This window comes from Streptomyces sp. NPDC041970 (assembly GCF_055588985.1).
The window spans coordinates 1-13,345 of record NZ_JBVJCD010000060.1 but is presented as its reverse complement, the minus strand read 5'-3'; the positions used below and the strand labels follow the sequence as shown (position 1 = coordinate 13,345).

At 73.0% G+C, this 13,345-nt stretch carries 14 protein-coding genes and 2 pseudogenes; 6 read left to right on the top strand and 10 right to left on the bottom strand.

The annotated features are described in order from the left end of the window. Positions 1–27 precede the first annotated feature (27 nt). Both ACZ6EJ_RS23440 and ACZ6EJ_RS23435 read left to right on the top strand, forming a co-directional pair. Positions 28–2,718, top strand: coding sequence for a discoidin domain-containing protein (locus ACZ6EJ_RS23440; RefSeq protein ID WP_469269747.1), 2,691 nt, complete (start codon positions 28–30; stop codon positions 2,716–2,718). Positions 2,719–2,825: 107 nt separating this feature from the next. Further along, positions 2,826–3,074, top strand: coding sequence for an SCO4226 family nickel-binding protein (locus ACZ6EJ_RS23435; protein WP_469269745.1), 249 nt, complete (start codon positions 2,826–2,828; stop codon positions 3,072–3,074). Positions 3,075–3,093: 19 nt separating this feature from the next. On the opposite strand, the pseudogene ACZ6EJ_RS23430 reads toward ACZ6EJ_RS23435, so the two are convergent. From ACZ6EJ_RS23430 to ACZ6EJ_RS23385, 10 genes and pseudogenes are all read right to left on the bottom strand, one after another. Next, a pseudogene (locus ACZ6EJ_RS23430) lies at positions 3,094–3,366 on the bottom strand (response regulator transcription factor); the annotation flags it as partial. A gap of 269 nt (positions 3,367–3,635) precedes the next feature. Continuing rightward, positions 3,636–4,265, bottom strand: a complete 630-nt coding sequence (locus ACZ6EJ_RS23425) for a hypothetical protein (RefSeq protein WP_469269744.1) — start codon at positions 4,263–4,265, stop codon at positions 3,636–3,638. A 252-nt stretch (positions 4,266–4,517) separates the two neighbouring features. After that, positions 4,518–4,688, bottom strand: coding sequence for a hypothetical protein (locus ACZ6EJ_RS23420; RefSeq protein WP_469269743.1), 171 nt, complete (start codon positions 4,686–4,688; stop codon positions 4,518–4,520). A gap of 34 nt (positions 4,689–4,722) precedes the next feature. After that, the gene (locus tag ACZ6EJ_RS23415) at positions 4,723–5,079 is read right to left on the bottom strand and encodes a PRC-barrel domain-containing protein (protein WP_469269741.1); all 357 of its coding nucleotides are present in this window, start codon (positions 5,077–5,079) and stop codon (positions 4,723–4,725) included. Between the two features lie 331 nt (positions 5,080–5,410). After that, the gene (locus ACZ6EJ_RS23410; protein ID WP_469269740.1) at positions 5,411–5,908 is read right to left on the bottom strand and encodes a VanZ family protein; all 498 of its coding nucleotides are present in this window, start codon (positions 5,906–5,908) and stop codon (positions 5,411–5,413) included. A gap of 870 nt (positions 5,909–6,778) precedes the next feature. Next, positions 6,779–7,099 carry an SCO5918 family protein gene (locus ACZ6EJ_RS23405; protein ID WP_469269739.1) on the bottom strand — a complete coding sequence of 107 codons (321 nt, stop codon included), beginning with the start codon at positions 7,097–7,099 and terminating at the stop codon, positions 6,779–6,781. A 237-nt stretch (positions 7,100–7,336) separates the two neighbouring features. Next, complete coding sequence (locus ACZ6EJ_RS23400; RefSeq protein WP_469269737.1) at positions 7,337–8,824, bottom strand: DEAD/DEAH box helicase; 1,488 nt, start codon at positions 8,822–8,824, stop codon at positions 7,337–7,339. 305 nt (positions 8,825–9,129) lie between these two features. Next, complete coding sequence (locus tag ACZ6EJ_RS23395) at positions 9,130–9,333, bottom strand: cold-shock protein (RefSeq protein WP_469269735.1); 204 nt, start codon at positions 9,331–9,333, stop codon at positions 9,130–9,132. Positions 9,334–10,231: 898 nt separating this feature from the next. Then, positions 10,232–10,426 carry a DUF2795 domain-containing protein gene (locus tag ACZ6EJ_RS23390; protein ID WP_469269734.1) on the bottom strand — a complete coding sequence of 65 codons (195 nt, stop codon included), beginning with the start codon at positions 10,424–10,426 and terminating at the stop codon, positions 10,232–10,234. A 123-nt stretch (positions 10,427–10,549) separates the two neighbouring features. Further along, on the bottom strand, positions 10,550–10,777 hold the full coding sequence (locus ACZ6EJ_RS23385; protein ID WP_469269733.1) for a DUF2795 domain-containing protein: 228 nt from the start codon (positions 10,775–10,777) through the stop codon (positions 10,550–10,552). Positions 10,778–11,456: 679 nt separating this feature from the next. Here ACZ6EJ_RS23385 and ACZ6EJ_RS23380 point away from each other — a divergent pair. From ACZ6EJ_RS23380 to ACZ6EJ_RS23365, 4 genes and pseudogenes are all read left to right on the top strand, one after another. Next, positions 11,457–12,155 carry a hypothetical protein gene (locus ACZ6EJ_RS23380; protein ID WP_469269732.1) on the top strand — a complete coding sequence of 233 codons (699 nt, stop codon included), beginning with the start codon at positions 11,457–11,459 and terminating at the stop codon, positions 12,153–12,155. Continuing rightward, a pseudogene (locus tag ACZ6EJ_RS23375) lies at positions 12,134–12,334 on the top strand (CPCC family cysteine-rich protein); the annotation flags it as partial. The gene ACZ6EJ_RS23380 and the pseudogene ACZ6EJ_RS23375, both read left to right, overlap by 22 nt. Positions 12,335–12,423: 89 nt before the next feature. Beyond that, positions 12,424–12,867: a hypothetical protein gene (locus ACZ6EJ_RS23370; protein WP_469269731.1), complete on the top strand. Its 444-nt coding sequence runs from the start codon at positions 12,424–12,426 to the stop codon at positions 12,865–12,867. 129 nt (positions 12,868–12,996) lie between these two features. After that, the gene (locus ACZ6EJ_RS23365) at positions 12,997–13,218 is read left to right on the top strand and encodes a hypothetical protein (protein WP_469269729.1); all 222 of its coding nucleotides are present in this window, start codon (positions 12,997–12,999) and stop codon (positions 13,216–13,218) included. Positions 13,219–13,345 lie beyond the last annotated feature (127 nt).

Genomic DNA, 13,345 nt, shown 5'->3' with positions numbered 1-13,345 from the left:
GTGCGCCCGCCTCCCTACCGTCGTCCCGTGAGCCTCTCCCGCAACTCCGCCCTCGCCGCCCTGGTCGCGGCCGCCATGATCGCCCCGCTCCCGCCCCTCGCCCACGCGGTCGGCTCCCCCGCCGCACCGGCCTCGACCGCCCGGACCGGATCGCCCCCCGCCGTGCCCGCGTGCGGCCGGACGGACGGTCAGGGCGGCGCCGCACCGGACCCCTCGTGGGCGCCGACGTCCACCCGCTTCGGCGAGGCCGAGGGCTACGACCCGTACGTGGGCAACGGCTACCTCGGCCACCGCGTCCCCGCCACCGGCGCGGGCTACGCGGCGACCGGCGAGAAGACCGGCTGGCCGCTCTACACCCCGCGCTACGACGGCGCGTTCGTCTCCGGGCTCTACGCCCGCGACCCGGCCGTCGCCGAGGGCCGCGAGGTGATCGCGGCGCTGCCGAGCTGGACCACGATCGACGTGGCCGTCGGCGCGGAGACCTTCGGCGCGGACACCCCCGCCGGCCGGATCTCGCACTACCGGCAGACGGTCTTCCTCGGGTGCGGCCTCGTCCGCACCTCGCTGCGCTGGACGACCGCCGACGGCCGGGCCACCGACCTCGTCCACGAGGTGCTGGCCGACCGCTCCGACGTGCACACCGGAGCCGTACGCCTGCGGATGACCCCGCACTGGAGCGGCACGGCAACCGTCGCCGGCCGGCTCGACGAGCGGGGCGCACGCCGGATCACGCTCCGCGAGGACGGCACGTTCCGGACGCTCGGCACCGGGATCGAGGGGGCGGTCGCCCAGACGATGCGGCGCGGCTCCGGGGTCGTCGAGACGCTGGGGCACGCCTCCCCCGCGCCCCCGAGCGCGACGCCGGTGCGCGCGGGCCGGACGTACACCTTCGAGAAGTACGTCGGCGTCGACACCGCGCTCACCTCGCGCGACCCCGCCGGGGACGCCCGCGAGGCCGCGCACCGGGCGGCGCGGCGCGGCTGGGACCGGGTCTTCGCGGCCAACGAGGCGGCCTGGCGCGAGGCGTGGTCCTCCGACGTCCTGGTCCCCGGCCGCCCCGAACTCCAGGGCTGGCTGCGCTCCACCCAGTACGGGCTGCTCGCGAACACCCGGCGCGACTCCTCGGACAGCATCGCCCCGGCCGGCCTGACCAGCGACAACTACGCGGGCATGGTGTTCTGGGACGCCGAGACGTGGATGTTCCCCGGACTGCTCGCCACCCGCCCGGAGCTGGCCCGCTCGGTCGTCGAGTACCGCTACCGGACCCGCGGCGCCGCCCGCGCGAACGCCGAGAAGCTCGGCCACGAGGGGCTGTTCTACCCCTGGACCAGCGCGAGCCGGGGCCGGCTGGACTCCGAGTGCCATAGCTGGGAGCCGCCGCACTGCCTCACCCAGAACCACCTCCAGGGCGACGTCTCGCTCGCCGTCTGGCAGTACTACCTGGCCACCGGCGACCGCGACTGGCTGGCCGGACGGGGCTGGCCGCTGCTGAAGGGCATCGCGGACTTCTGGCGCTCGCGCGCGACGGCGAACGCGGACGGCAGCTACTCCGTCAGGAACGTGGCGGGCCCGGACGAGTACAGCAACGGCGTCGACGACGGGGTCTTCACCAACGCGGTCGCCGCCACCGCCCTCCGCAACGCCACCCGCGCCGCCCGCCTCCTCGGCCACCGCCCGCCCGCCGCCTGGAACCAGGTCGCGGACCAGCTCCGCATCCCGTACGACGCCGAGCGGAAGGTCTTCCTCCAGTACGCCGGGTACAACGGCTCGACGATCAAGCAGGCGGACGCGGTGCTGCTGGCGTACCCGCTGGAGTGGCCGATGGAGCCGGGCGCGGCGGCGGCCACCCTCGAGTACTACGCGGCCCGCACCGACCCGGACGGCCCGGCGATGACGGACTCGGTGCACGCGATCGTCGCGGCGGAGACGGGGGAGCCGGGCTGCTCGACGTACACGTACCTCCAGCGCGCGGTACGCCCGTTCATGCGCGGCCCCTACGACCTGTTCTCCGAGGCGCGCGGCGACAAGGCGGGCGCCGAGGACCCGCTGTCCGGCTTCCCCGCCGACGACTTCCTGACCGGGAAGGGCGGGTTCCTCCAGGTGTTCACGCACGGCCTGACCGGGATGCGGCTCCGCGAGGACGGGGTGCGCCTGGACCCGCTGCTCCCGCCGCACCTGCACGAGGGCGTCACGGTGAGGGGCCTGCGCTACCGGGGCCGGACGTACGAGGTCGAGATCGGCGCCCGCGCCAGCACGGTCCGCCTCACCGGGGGCGCGCCGTTCACGGTGCACACCGCGCGGGGCCCGCGCCGCCTGTCCGACACGCTCACCCTGCCCACCCGCCGCCCCGACCTGGCCCCGACGACGGACGCGGCGCGCTGCCGCCCGGTGACGGCGACGTCCGCGACACCCGGCCTGTACGCGGAGGCGGCGGTGGACGGCAGCCCGGCGACGGCCTGGTCCCCGGACGGCGCGACGGGCGCCCTCACCGTCGACCTGGGCGCCCGCCCGCGCCGGATCGCCTCCGTCACCCCGCGCTGGAGCGACGTGCCCCCCGCCGCGCACACCGTGGAGACCTCCCTCGACGGCCGCACCTGGCACCCGTACCGGGCATCCGCCCCGGCCCGCCGGGTCCGCGTGGCCCTCCGCTCCGCGGACCCGGAGAAGCCCGCGGGCATCGCCGAGCTGCGCGTGGAGACGGACCGCGCGGGACGGTGACGGACCGAGCGGCGCCCTTCTTCCGCCCCCCGCTGACCGAGCCCGGACGCGGCATCGGGTGGAGCATGGAAGAAGGGCACGACCCGACCACGGGAGGTGCGGAAGCCATGGGCACGTACATGGATGTCCACCACGGCATGGAGGGCATCACCGCGGAACGACTGGAGGAGGCCCACCGGGCCGACACCGCCATCGAGAAGGAGGAGGGCGTCCACTTCGAGCGCGCTTGGGCGGACCCGGAGTCCGGCACGGTCTACTGCCTGTCGACGGCCCCCTCGGCGGACGCGGTCCAACGCGTCCACGACCGCGCGGGCCACACGGCGGACGAGATCCACGCGGTACCGCTGACGGTGTGACACGGGGACCGACACGGGGTCAGCGTCTGCGGGCGTCCCCCCGGAGCGGGGCGGCCGGGGTCGTCCTGGTGGAGGCGGGGGCTCCGGTCGCCGGGTCCCGGCGGCCCGGCACCGTCAGGCCCGCCTCGTAGGCGGTGATGACCGCCTGGATGCGGTCGCGGAGGCCGAGCTCGGCGAGGACGTTGCTGACGTGCGTCTTCACGGTGTGCTCGCTGATGACCATGGCCGCGGCGATCTCCGGATTGGTGAGGCCGCGCGCGAGCAGGCGCAGGGTCTCGGTCTCGCGCGAGGTGGGCGAGGCGACGACGAGGAGGCCCCACCCGCTCCACGGGCCGCCGTCCGCGCCGTTCCCGCCGGTCCGCGCCGGCCCGCGCCGGTCCGCGCCGGTCCGCGCCGGTCCGCGCGGCGAACGGCCAGAGCTGGACGGCGGTCACGAGGGCCGCGAGCCCGGTGTCGGCCACGCGCGGGGGCAGGGCGCGCAGCCGCCCCCGTATCCGGTCCGCCCACGCGCCCGCACCTGTCCAGGCCACAGCTCCCCCGGTCACCGCTCGCCGATACGCGTCACCGCGCACCGGCCACCGCCGGGCGCCCCGTGCCGCGGTCGTCCGCCGTGCCGGAGGCGGCCTCCCGCGACTCCATCACCCGCGCGATCCGCGCGAAGGAGACGGAGAGTAGCAGTGCCCCGACCGGGATCAGGTCCTTGTCGACGAGCGGCATCACCAGGTCGGCGAGGACGAGGAGCGCCGTCCACGGCCTGACCACCCGGAGGACGGCCAACCGCACGACGAGGGCGAGCAACCCCGCGTAGAAGAGGTACGGGCCGACGTCGTAGACGACCGGTGCCACGCCGGGCACGTCCGCGACCCGTTCCGTGAAGAGGGCCATCGAGCGGTGGTCCGCGGCCACCGCGCCCGCCACCAGGTCGATCCCGAACTGCACCAGGAGGACGGCGGCCCCGGCCCCGGCCGCCCAGTGCGCCACCGCCGCGACACGGTCGCCGGACGGGGCGAGCGACCGCAACCAGCGGAACACCACCCCGAAGAGGACCAGCGCCGCGCAGAACGCCAGGTGCCCGAGGGTCCAGGCGGGGCCGGGGCCCCGTTCGCCGTCCATGCCGTCCGCGATCCGGAGCAGGCCGTAGACCAGGGTGAGCGCGGGTACCGCGAGCATGACCGCGCGACGGTTCGTCATCTGTGCCCCAACTCCATGATGGCCGCTGGGACTTCGGTGCGCCCGGCGGGAACGTACCCATCCTGGAACGTTCCGCTCACCGGCGGATCGCCGGAACGAGCGGTATCCGCCCTCCCCCGCACGACGGATACGGCCGCTGCCGTCACCTGCCCGACGCCGCGTGACGGGCCTGCGGTGCGGCCGGGCGGAGCCGGCGAGGGCCGTGGCGGTCGGGGACCCGCACGGTCCGGTGCTACGGGGCGGGGCCCGGCGTCACCGGATGGGGCGGCGGCCGGTGCGCCGGGTCCAGCGCACCACGATGAAGGCCACAGCGGCCACGAACACCACGATGCCGATGAACAGCAGGTAGGCCAACCCCTTCACCACCACGCCGACGATTCCCAGCACGACGGCGACCAGCACGAGGAACAGGAACAGGGCCATGACGCGGACACCTCCTTCGGGATGAACGGGACGGTCAGCGGCGCGCGAGTTGCCGCTCGCCGCCCGCGCCCGGCTGGTAGATCAGGCCGTAGTGCAGGAAGACCGCCTCCTCCGCCTCCGCGGGCAGGATGTCGTCCATACCGAGCGTGGGCGCCTTCTTCACCAGCGACTTGTCGTAGGCGACCCTGACGTAGCCCGGTCCGAGGATCGCCTCGTCGAGGGGCACGAAGGCCAGTTGGCGACGGGTGGGAAGGCCGATACGGACGGTGGCCATGGCGGGTGCGTCGCTGCTGGTGTCCACGTACACGGCTTCGAGTACGCCGATCTTGCGGCCCTTGGGGTCGATGACGCTGTGGTCGCGCCATTCGCGGATGTCGGCTGGATGGATCATCGTCGGCCCGTCCCACTCTGCTCTGTCGTCGGTTCGGTCAGCACGGCCTGGTCGTCCCTCGCCCGAACAGGGCCGGCTCCAACGCTGTTCGGCAAAGCCTCCGCGGGCGGATCACGGTCGGATTGCGGCGAGCCGGCGCCCGACGTCCCGCCCGTGCGCTCTCGGCGGCGGACGGCGCCCAGCGGCCCGCCCGCCGGCCACGGTCGCTCCCGCTCACCCCGTGACGGGTGCCCCGGAACAGGGCTCCCGAACACCCCGTCCGGGGCGAGAGAACCGCTGGACCGCGTTCCCTGACGCCCCGTCCGGGGCGAAGGCCGGTGCCGGGGCTCGTTCACGCCGAGTCGTCGGCGGTCGCCGGGCGGTCGGCGGACCGGTGCCACCAGTGGCGGCGCCGGGGGTGCACCGCACGGCCCAACCAGAGGCCGAGCAGCAGGTAACCGATGAGAGCGCCGGTGGTGTTGAGCAGAACGTCGTCGATGTCGAAGGTGCGCCCGATGATCAGGGCTCCCTGGACGAGTTCCACGAGGAGCATCACGGTGGCGGTGGCCACCGCCACCCGGACCAGCCCTCGTGCGCGGGGCACCAGCACCGGCAACAGCACACCGAACGGCACGCCCATCACGATATTGCCGCCGAGTTGCCTGACCGTGTCCAGGGACATGGGCTGGGCGAGGTAGGCGCGGATGGAGTCGCCGGGGCGCAGGTTGCTGTGCGTCAACGGCACGGAGGCCGCGGACGGTTCCAGCGTCAGCCGGGCCAGCACCACGGCGAATCCCACCATCGCCGCGAAGGCCACCAGCATGGCCAGGACCCGGCCAAGCAGGGGCATGGGGGGCTTTCCGGGAACTCGTCCGGGCTTTGACGTGGTCTTGTCACGCAGGTTCATCCGCACCATTACAAGCTCCTAGCCACACTGGTCTGTTCGGATGTTCCGGTGTCCGCGGCGTGCACCGGCAAACGCTGCGCGGGGGTCCGTCCTGGGCCGAAGAGGTCGGCGACCGAGGCGGGCACGAGATGCGCCGACGGACCAGGCGAGTGTGTCACGCTCGCGGCCTCCCCCGACGTCGCACGTTGCCGATACGGGCCGTCCCCCGACCTCGCACGTTGCCGATACGGGCCGTCCCCCGGCCTTGTACGTGCGATGCGGGCCGTTCCCCGGCCTCGTACGTGCGATGCGGGCCGTGCGCGCCCCGCCCTGCGGGCCGGCGGCCCCCGTCGGGACGGGGCCGGGCCGCTTCCGCGCCTCCGGGCGCCGGGCGCCGGGCGCCGGGCGGCGGGCGGCGGGCGGCGGGCCGGACCCGGTTCGACGCGGGCCGGGCCCCGGCTCCTCGCGGGCCCGACCCGGTTTGACGGCAGGCCGGGACCCGGCCCGTGTCGCTCCCGATCACCGACCTCACCGGCGCGCGTCCATCACCCGTCCGGGCGCTGCGGAGTACAGCGGAGTACAGCGACCTGGAACGCCCCGCATACCCGATCCCCGCCTCGGCCCGCGGCCCCTGCGGGTGGTGCCGCCCCCGGACGTCCTGGGCGGTGGCCGCCGACGGGGCCGCCCTCACCGGGCGGCCCGGCCCCGGAGCCGTCCGGCGGCAGGGGGTGCGGGAGCCCTGGCCGCCTCCCGATAAGCGGTGAGGGCCCGCCCGGTCCTCCGGTCGGGCCCTCACAGCCGTTTCGACGGCGGCCCGCACCCGCCCCGCCGGGGTCAGACGGCCGCAGGGGCCCCGACGGCCCCGATCAGCGCGGAAGCCCGCCCGAGCGGGTCGAGGACACGTGTGGGCGCGGCGGCCTGCGGAAGGTTACGGCAGGTGAAACCGAGCTGCGTCATGGCCCGGAAGACCTCACCGACGCTGAAGTCGCGGCGGTCCTGCCGGGTGATGACCTGGCCGACCTGCTTGAGGGGGTAGGTCCGGCGGCCGATGATCACGGTCTCGCCGAGGGCCTGTTCGGGCTTGACGCCCTTCATCGAATCCAGGACGCCGCTTCTGGTGAGGTCGAACGGGAAGCGGGCGATGACACAGCGCATGATGCCTCACAGGGAGAAGAGCGAAGGGGGAGGGCCCGGCGGCCCGGACGACACGGGGCCTGACGGCGAGGGCTGGGGGGTGTCCGGCGGATCAGGGCCGGACAGGCCGCGGTGTCCGGTGCGGTGCATCGCAAGGCGCTGGAACGCCCTCACCGCGGAGCGATTCGGGCGTTTCGGCAACGCCGCGAGGCGCCGTGCCAGGCACCGCGGACCCGGTCGAGATGTGCCGGACGCGCCCTAGGCGGCCGCGCCGTAGGCGGACTGCCGCACGGCCCCACGCCGGGCGGCCGCCGAGGCGGGGCTGCGCCGACCGCGTGCGGACGTACCGCGCTGACGCCGTTCGGTGACCGGAGCCGTGATGGTCACGGGGATGCCGGACGGGGTCCGGGCGCCGGTGATCCGGCTGAGCGCGTCCTCGCCCGAGCGGACCTGGGTGATCTCGGGCACGATGCCGGCCGCGGTCATGAGGCGGGTCATGTCGCGGCGTTGGCCGGGGGTGACCAGGGTGACGACGCTGCCGGACTCCCCCGCGCGGGCGGTGCGCCCGCCGCGGTGGAGGTAGTCCTTGTGGTCGGTCGGAGGGTCGACGTTGACGACGAGGTCCAGGTCGTCGACGTGGATGCCGCGCGCCGCCACGTTCGTCGCGACGAGCACGGTGACGTGCCCGGTCTTGAACTGCGCCAGCGTCCGGGTGCGCTGCGGCTGCGACTTCCCGCCGTGCAGGGCGGCGGCCCGGACACCGCTGTCCAGCAGCTCCTGGGTGAGCCGGTCCACCGCGCGCTTGGTGTCCAGGAACATGATCACCCGGCCCTCACGGGCAGCGATGGACGTCGTCGTCCGCTGCTTGTCGGCGCCGTGGACGCGCAGCACGTGGTGCTCCATCGTGGTGACCGCGCCCGCGGAGGGGTCCACGGAGTGGACGACCGGGTCGGTGAGGTAACGGCGTACCAAGAGGTCGACGTTCCGGTCGAGGGTGGCGGAGAACAGCATCCGCTGGCCGTCGGGCCGGACCTGGTCCAGGAGCGCGGTGACCTGGGGCATGAAGCCCATGTCGGCCATCTGGTCGGCCTCGTCCAGGACGGTGGTCGCGACCTGGTCCAGCAGGCAGTCACCGCGGTCGATGAGGTCCTTGAGGCGGCCCGGCGTCGCGACGACGACCTCGGCGCCACCGCGCAGCGCACTGACCTGCCTGCCGATCGACACGCCGCCGACGACGGTGGCCAGGCGCAACCTGACCGAGCGGGCGTAGGGGGCGAGTGCGTCGGTCACCTGCTGCGCCAGTTCCCGTGTCGGTACGAGGACCAGGGCGAGGGGCCGCCGCGGTTCGGCGCGCTGTCCTGCGGTACGGGCCAGCAGGGCCAGGCCGAAGGCGAGGGTCTTGCCGGAACCGGTGCGCCCGCGGCCCAGGGCGTCGCGCCCGGCGAGGGTGTCGGGCAGGGTCGCGCCCTGGATCGGGAACGGGACGCGGACGCCTTGCGCGGCGAGCGCGGCCAGCAGGGGCGCGGGCATGTCGAGGTCGGCGAACGCCTCGACGGGAGGGAGGGCGGCGGTGACCGTCTCCGGCAGCGCGAACTCCCCCTGCACCGCCGCGGGCCGCCGACTCCGGCCGCCCGAACGCCTCGGGGCGGGCGAACCGGAGCGGCTGCCGCGACCCCCATCGGAGCCGGGAGCACGGCCGCCGATGCGACTGCGGGAGGTTCGGTCGTTCGTGCGTGCGGGGTTCATGCAGAACCTTCCTTGATACGGCACGCATCAAGGAATTTCCGCAGCGGAAAAGCAGCGCGGGACATTCCGAGAACGGGCCGAAGAAAATGCGAGAGAAAACAGGCCCGCGGTGAATTCGGAGCGGGACGCGGGACGCGGGCGAAAAATGGGTGTCGCCCTACGGACGTGCCAGTCCAGGACGCCGGGGCGGGGCATGGCCCCGACGGGGCGAGGCCCCCGTGAAGAAGACGCTCCGGGGCGGCGGAAAATGCCCGTAGCTGGGGCCCGCACCCCGAGGGATGCGGGCCCCAGCTACGAAGTACGGGTCAGGCGGGAACGATGTTCTCGGCCGACGGGCCCTTCTGGCCCGGCGCGATGTCGAAGGTGACCTTCTGGCCTTCGAGCAGCTCGCGGAAGCCCTGAGCGGCGATGTTCGAGAAGTGGGCGAACACGTCGGCGCCGTCGCCGTCCTGCTCGATGAAGCCGAAGCCCTTGGCCGCGTTGAACCACTTCACAGTGCCTGACGCCATGTCTGTTCTCCTTGGGGCAGTACGTCGGCAACCGCGACGTGCGGATGCCGGGTCGCCGCAATGACGCCCCATCCGGAAAACGACCGGCAATACAGAACACTTCCGGCGGGCAGAAACACCGGCCGAGCGCTCGAAGTTTTGGGAACCACAACTGCAACTGAAATGAACAGTAGCACGTGACAGCGGCTCAGGTAGGGTGAATAATTCCGCTCCGGCGGTCGCGATAAAAACATTCCCAGCGCCGCGCGTCGAACCCTCAGTTCACGGCCGTAGATATTGACCCGCCCCGAGCGCAGCGTTTCCGGCGGGGCAGTCCCCGTACAGCCCGGAGAACCCGTCATGGAGCACACCCCAACCGCGTCCGGCCGCCGCGCTGCCGCCGAGCGACGCACCGTACGGCGCACGGCCGGTCGGACGGGCAGTGCCCTTCACGGACGGGACTCGGCGCGGGCCGGAAGGCCGGGGTGCGCGTACGGCGCGGACTCACCGGGTGGCCGGGGTGCGGGACTACGCGGGCTCAGGCCGGGTGGTCGGGCCGCTGCTCCGGCGGTGTTCCGCCGCCCTTCCCCCCTCCCTTGCCTCCGCGGTCCGTGCCGTGGGCGCGTCCACCGCCCCCGGCGGGCTGAGCCGCCTTTCGGGACTGGCTGTCCTGCGGCGTACCGGCCCCCTTGTCACTGCGCCGCAGTTCGGGTTGCTGAGGGTTCGACATCAGTACGGCTCCTTCGCATGGATGTCACTGAAGCGCTTGCTCGACGGACGGGTTGCCATGTGGCGTCCGCGTACGGGCATGGATCCCTGGTCGTCGTCGGAGCCGACTCGGCGGCGGCCGACCGCGACCTGGCCGTACGCCCTGGCTCCCACCGGGTGGTCGTGGTCCGGGTTCTGACGTACGGGCCCGCTACTCGTTGTCGAACACGGCTTTCTGGACCTCGTTCGGCCCGTCGAACCGGTCCGCCGAGACGTCACCGAGCTTGGTGACGAGAGCCTGGTCCGCGCCGTTGTCCTGGGCCAGTGACACCAGGTCGTCTCGGGCGGCGGGGTAGTCGGCGCCCTTGAGCGCCTTCTGCAGGTCGATCGGGCTGATGTCCGCCATGGTGGTCTCCTACCAGTCGTGTCTTGATGGTCCTGTCCTGCCTTGCTGGTGCTGTTCTTGATGGGCCGCATGGTGCGGCCGTTCGGACGGCCGAGCTCGGACGGTCCGAAACCCGGCGATGTCTCACTCCGCCTGGCGACCGTCTCCGCCGATGGCGGCGACGACCTCGGTGACGTTCGCGTACGCGCTCCTGTCCGGCAGGCGCCGAGCGGCCTCCAGCGCGGCGTCCGGCGCGTGGTGCGCCTGCAGGACGTCCAGTACCGTCGGCCGGTCTACCGTCCGCCGGTCTACCGTCCGCCGGTCGGCCGGGAAGACGGCGCGCTCCAGGTGGCGCGCCAATTCCAGGCGCAACCCCTCCCTGTCCGCGTCCGCCCGGGCACGGTCGCGCCCCGCGCCGGGCGGGGGCGCCGGCCCGCTCAGGTCGCCACGGATGTCGTCGTCCGCCGGAGGCTCCGGTCGTTGCCCTCCACGACACGCGTGGGGTGACCGGACCGGAGACAACCCTCCAGTTCGTGCTTCATCTCGTCGTTCCTGCGAGGACCGACCGGGTTGCCACCCCGCTCCATGGCACGCGCACCTCCACTCGTCCCGTGAGCACCCCGCGAGACCGTCCGCACCGCAACCGGGCAGCAGGTCGAGCACGGCAGCACACCGACGGCCCGACCGTACGGTCGGCGCCCACCGCGCGACCGCGCCGCCCCCAACCGCGCCGATGGGCAAGAAGGGGTCCGCTGCCAAGGGGGAACGATCACTTCGTCTGTCCGTCCGCTCCCGCACCGACGGCCGAGCCCGGCACCCCGCCATCCGGCGCGTACGCGGACCGGATCGCGCTCTCCCCAGTCTGAACATCGCTCCGCCGCACCGCCACTTGGCGGACTCGGCAGCCATCCCGGTCGCACGCCCCGGTCGGTTCCGTCGGACGAGAGCAGTGGCGCGCAAGGACCAGCGGACTCGCACGAGGTGGCGGCCGGAGGCCTGCTAGCCTGCGATCTTCGCCGGTCACCCGGACGGAGTCCCCCGGCAGGTCTTCATGTCACCCTCTGAGCAGCTCATGACAGCTCTCGATGCCCTGGACCGCGCCTTCGCCTCAGAAGGCCCCTTCCCCGTCACAGGGTGCACGCACTGCTACGGCGAGCAGGACTTCGCCGCACTCTCCGGACCCCTGCACCTCATAGCCGACGACCTGGTCCCCTCGGTCGCCGCGGAAGTGCCGGACCACTGGGGGGACTTCCCTCGTCTCTACCGCCGCCTCGTCCCCCGCATCATGCGTCCACTCGTCACCGGCCGGCTCCACGTCGACGAGGAGCTCATCGCCTCACGCCTGGTGCAGGCAGGCTGGACCACCTGGGACGCGCCCCTGACCGAGGCCCTGCGGAACGTCTGGTCCGCCTGGTGGCAGAGCACGCTGCTCACCCACCCCAGCCCCGTGCCCGTCAGGCGTTGCCTCAGCCTCATCACCGTGGCCACCAACAGCCTGCGCCCTTGGCTGAACACGTGGTCCGCGACCACCGACCCGGCCGCCGACGCACACCTGGCAGACCTCGTCCACGACGTCCTGTTCGAGTACGAGGTCACCGACTTGCGCATGGGCTTCTACGACGAGTACGACGCCGCTGCCGAGCTGCTGGGCTGGCTTCTCTCCGACGTACGCGAGCGCGTCATCGACCCCCGTCTCGACGACCCCTTCCTCCATGAGCACCTTCAGGCATCCGCTCAGCGCCCCGTCTGATCCGCTCCACCGGCTCGTACGAGATCTGCCCCGTCTGCTTCTGGGAGGACGACGGGCTCCAGTTCCGCGGGCCAGCCATGGCAGGCGGGGCGAACAAGGTTTCCTTGATCGAGGCTCAGCGGAACTACCAGGACTTCGGCGCCTGCGACGAGCACCGTCGCCGGTTCGTTCGCCCGTCGGCCGAAGACGAGTCGCTCGACCCCGCCTGGCGCCCCATCGATCTGACCCGGGGCTCCTTCGAGGACTGGGCAGCCGAGGACAGCGCCCCGTGGCCCGACGACCACTCGGTGCTCTGCTGGTGGCTCCCCACCTTCTGGCGCCGGGACCACGCCGCGTCAAGACCTCCCACATCGAGACACTCGTCCAGCAGCTCGACGGCAAGGCCGACGAGTCCTACGACGCCCGCGCGGAGCTGATCTGGATCGGCGCCGACGCCATACCCGGTGTCATCAACGGCCCGCCTTCCCTCGGCGACTTCGGTCAGCTGACCGCCGTCGAGATCTTCGAGGAGGTGGGTGATCCCCGTTGCGGCCCCGCTCTCGTCGGCCTGCTGGACAGCGACAACTCGACCGTCCGCGCATGGGCGGCTTGGCCCTGGCGAGCCTGGAGATCGACGGCGCCGATGAGCCCTTGCGCCGCGCCTACCACTCCTGCCTGGAACGGGCGACCCAACCGGACTGGACCGGGTCTGTCGGCATCCGCTGGGCGCTGACCGAACTCGGCGCACGCACACCTATGCTCCCACCGCTCGCAGCCTGCGCGCCACCGCGGCGGACGACGCCCTGGCTGGCCCTCGACCCACTGCACCGAAATCATCAACGACCTGGCCGACCACGTTCAGGTGATCCTCTACTCCCAGTTCTGGCGAGTGGAAGCCGGCAGCACATACAGCGTCTCCGGCCCCGCCCTGGGCTGGGAACTCGACTGGACCGCGCCCTGGGAGCACGTGGTTGAGGAGTCCCGCACCTGGTCCCTGCTGGAAGCCTCAGAAGCCCCTGCCGACGACGACATTTTCGTCGCCCCCACCTGGGTCGATCGTACCGACCTGTACCCGGAGAGGTGACCAATGCCGTTCCAGCCCCCCGAGGATGTCGGCTAAGGGCTGTCCCGTAAGTGATCTTCTGGTTGCCTCAAGCATGGTTGGCCACCGTGCAGCCCACTTGCCTATCCAGCGAGGGCGAGGTTGTGCA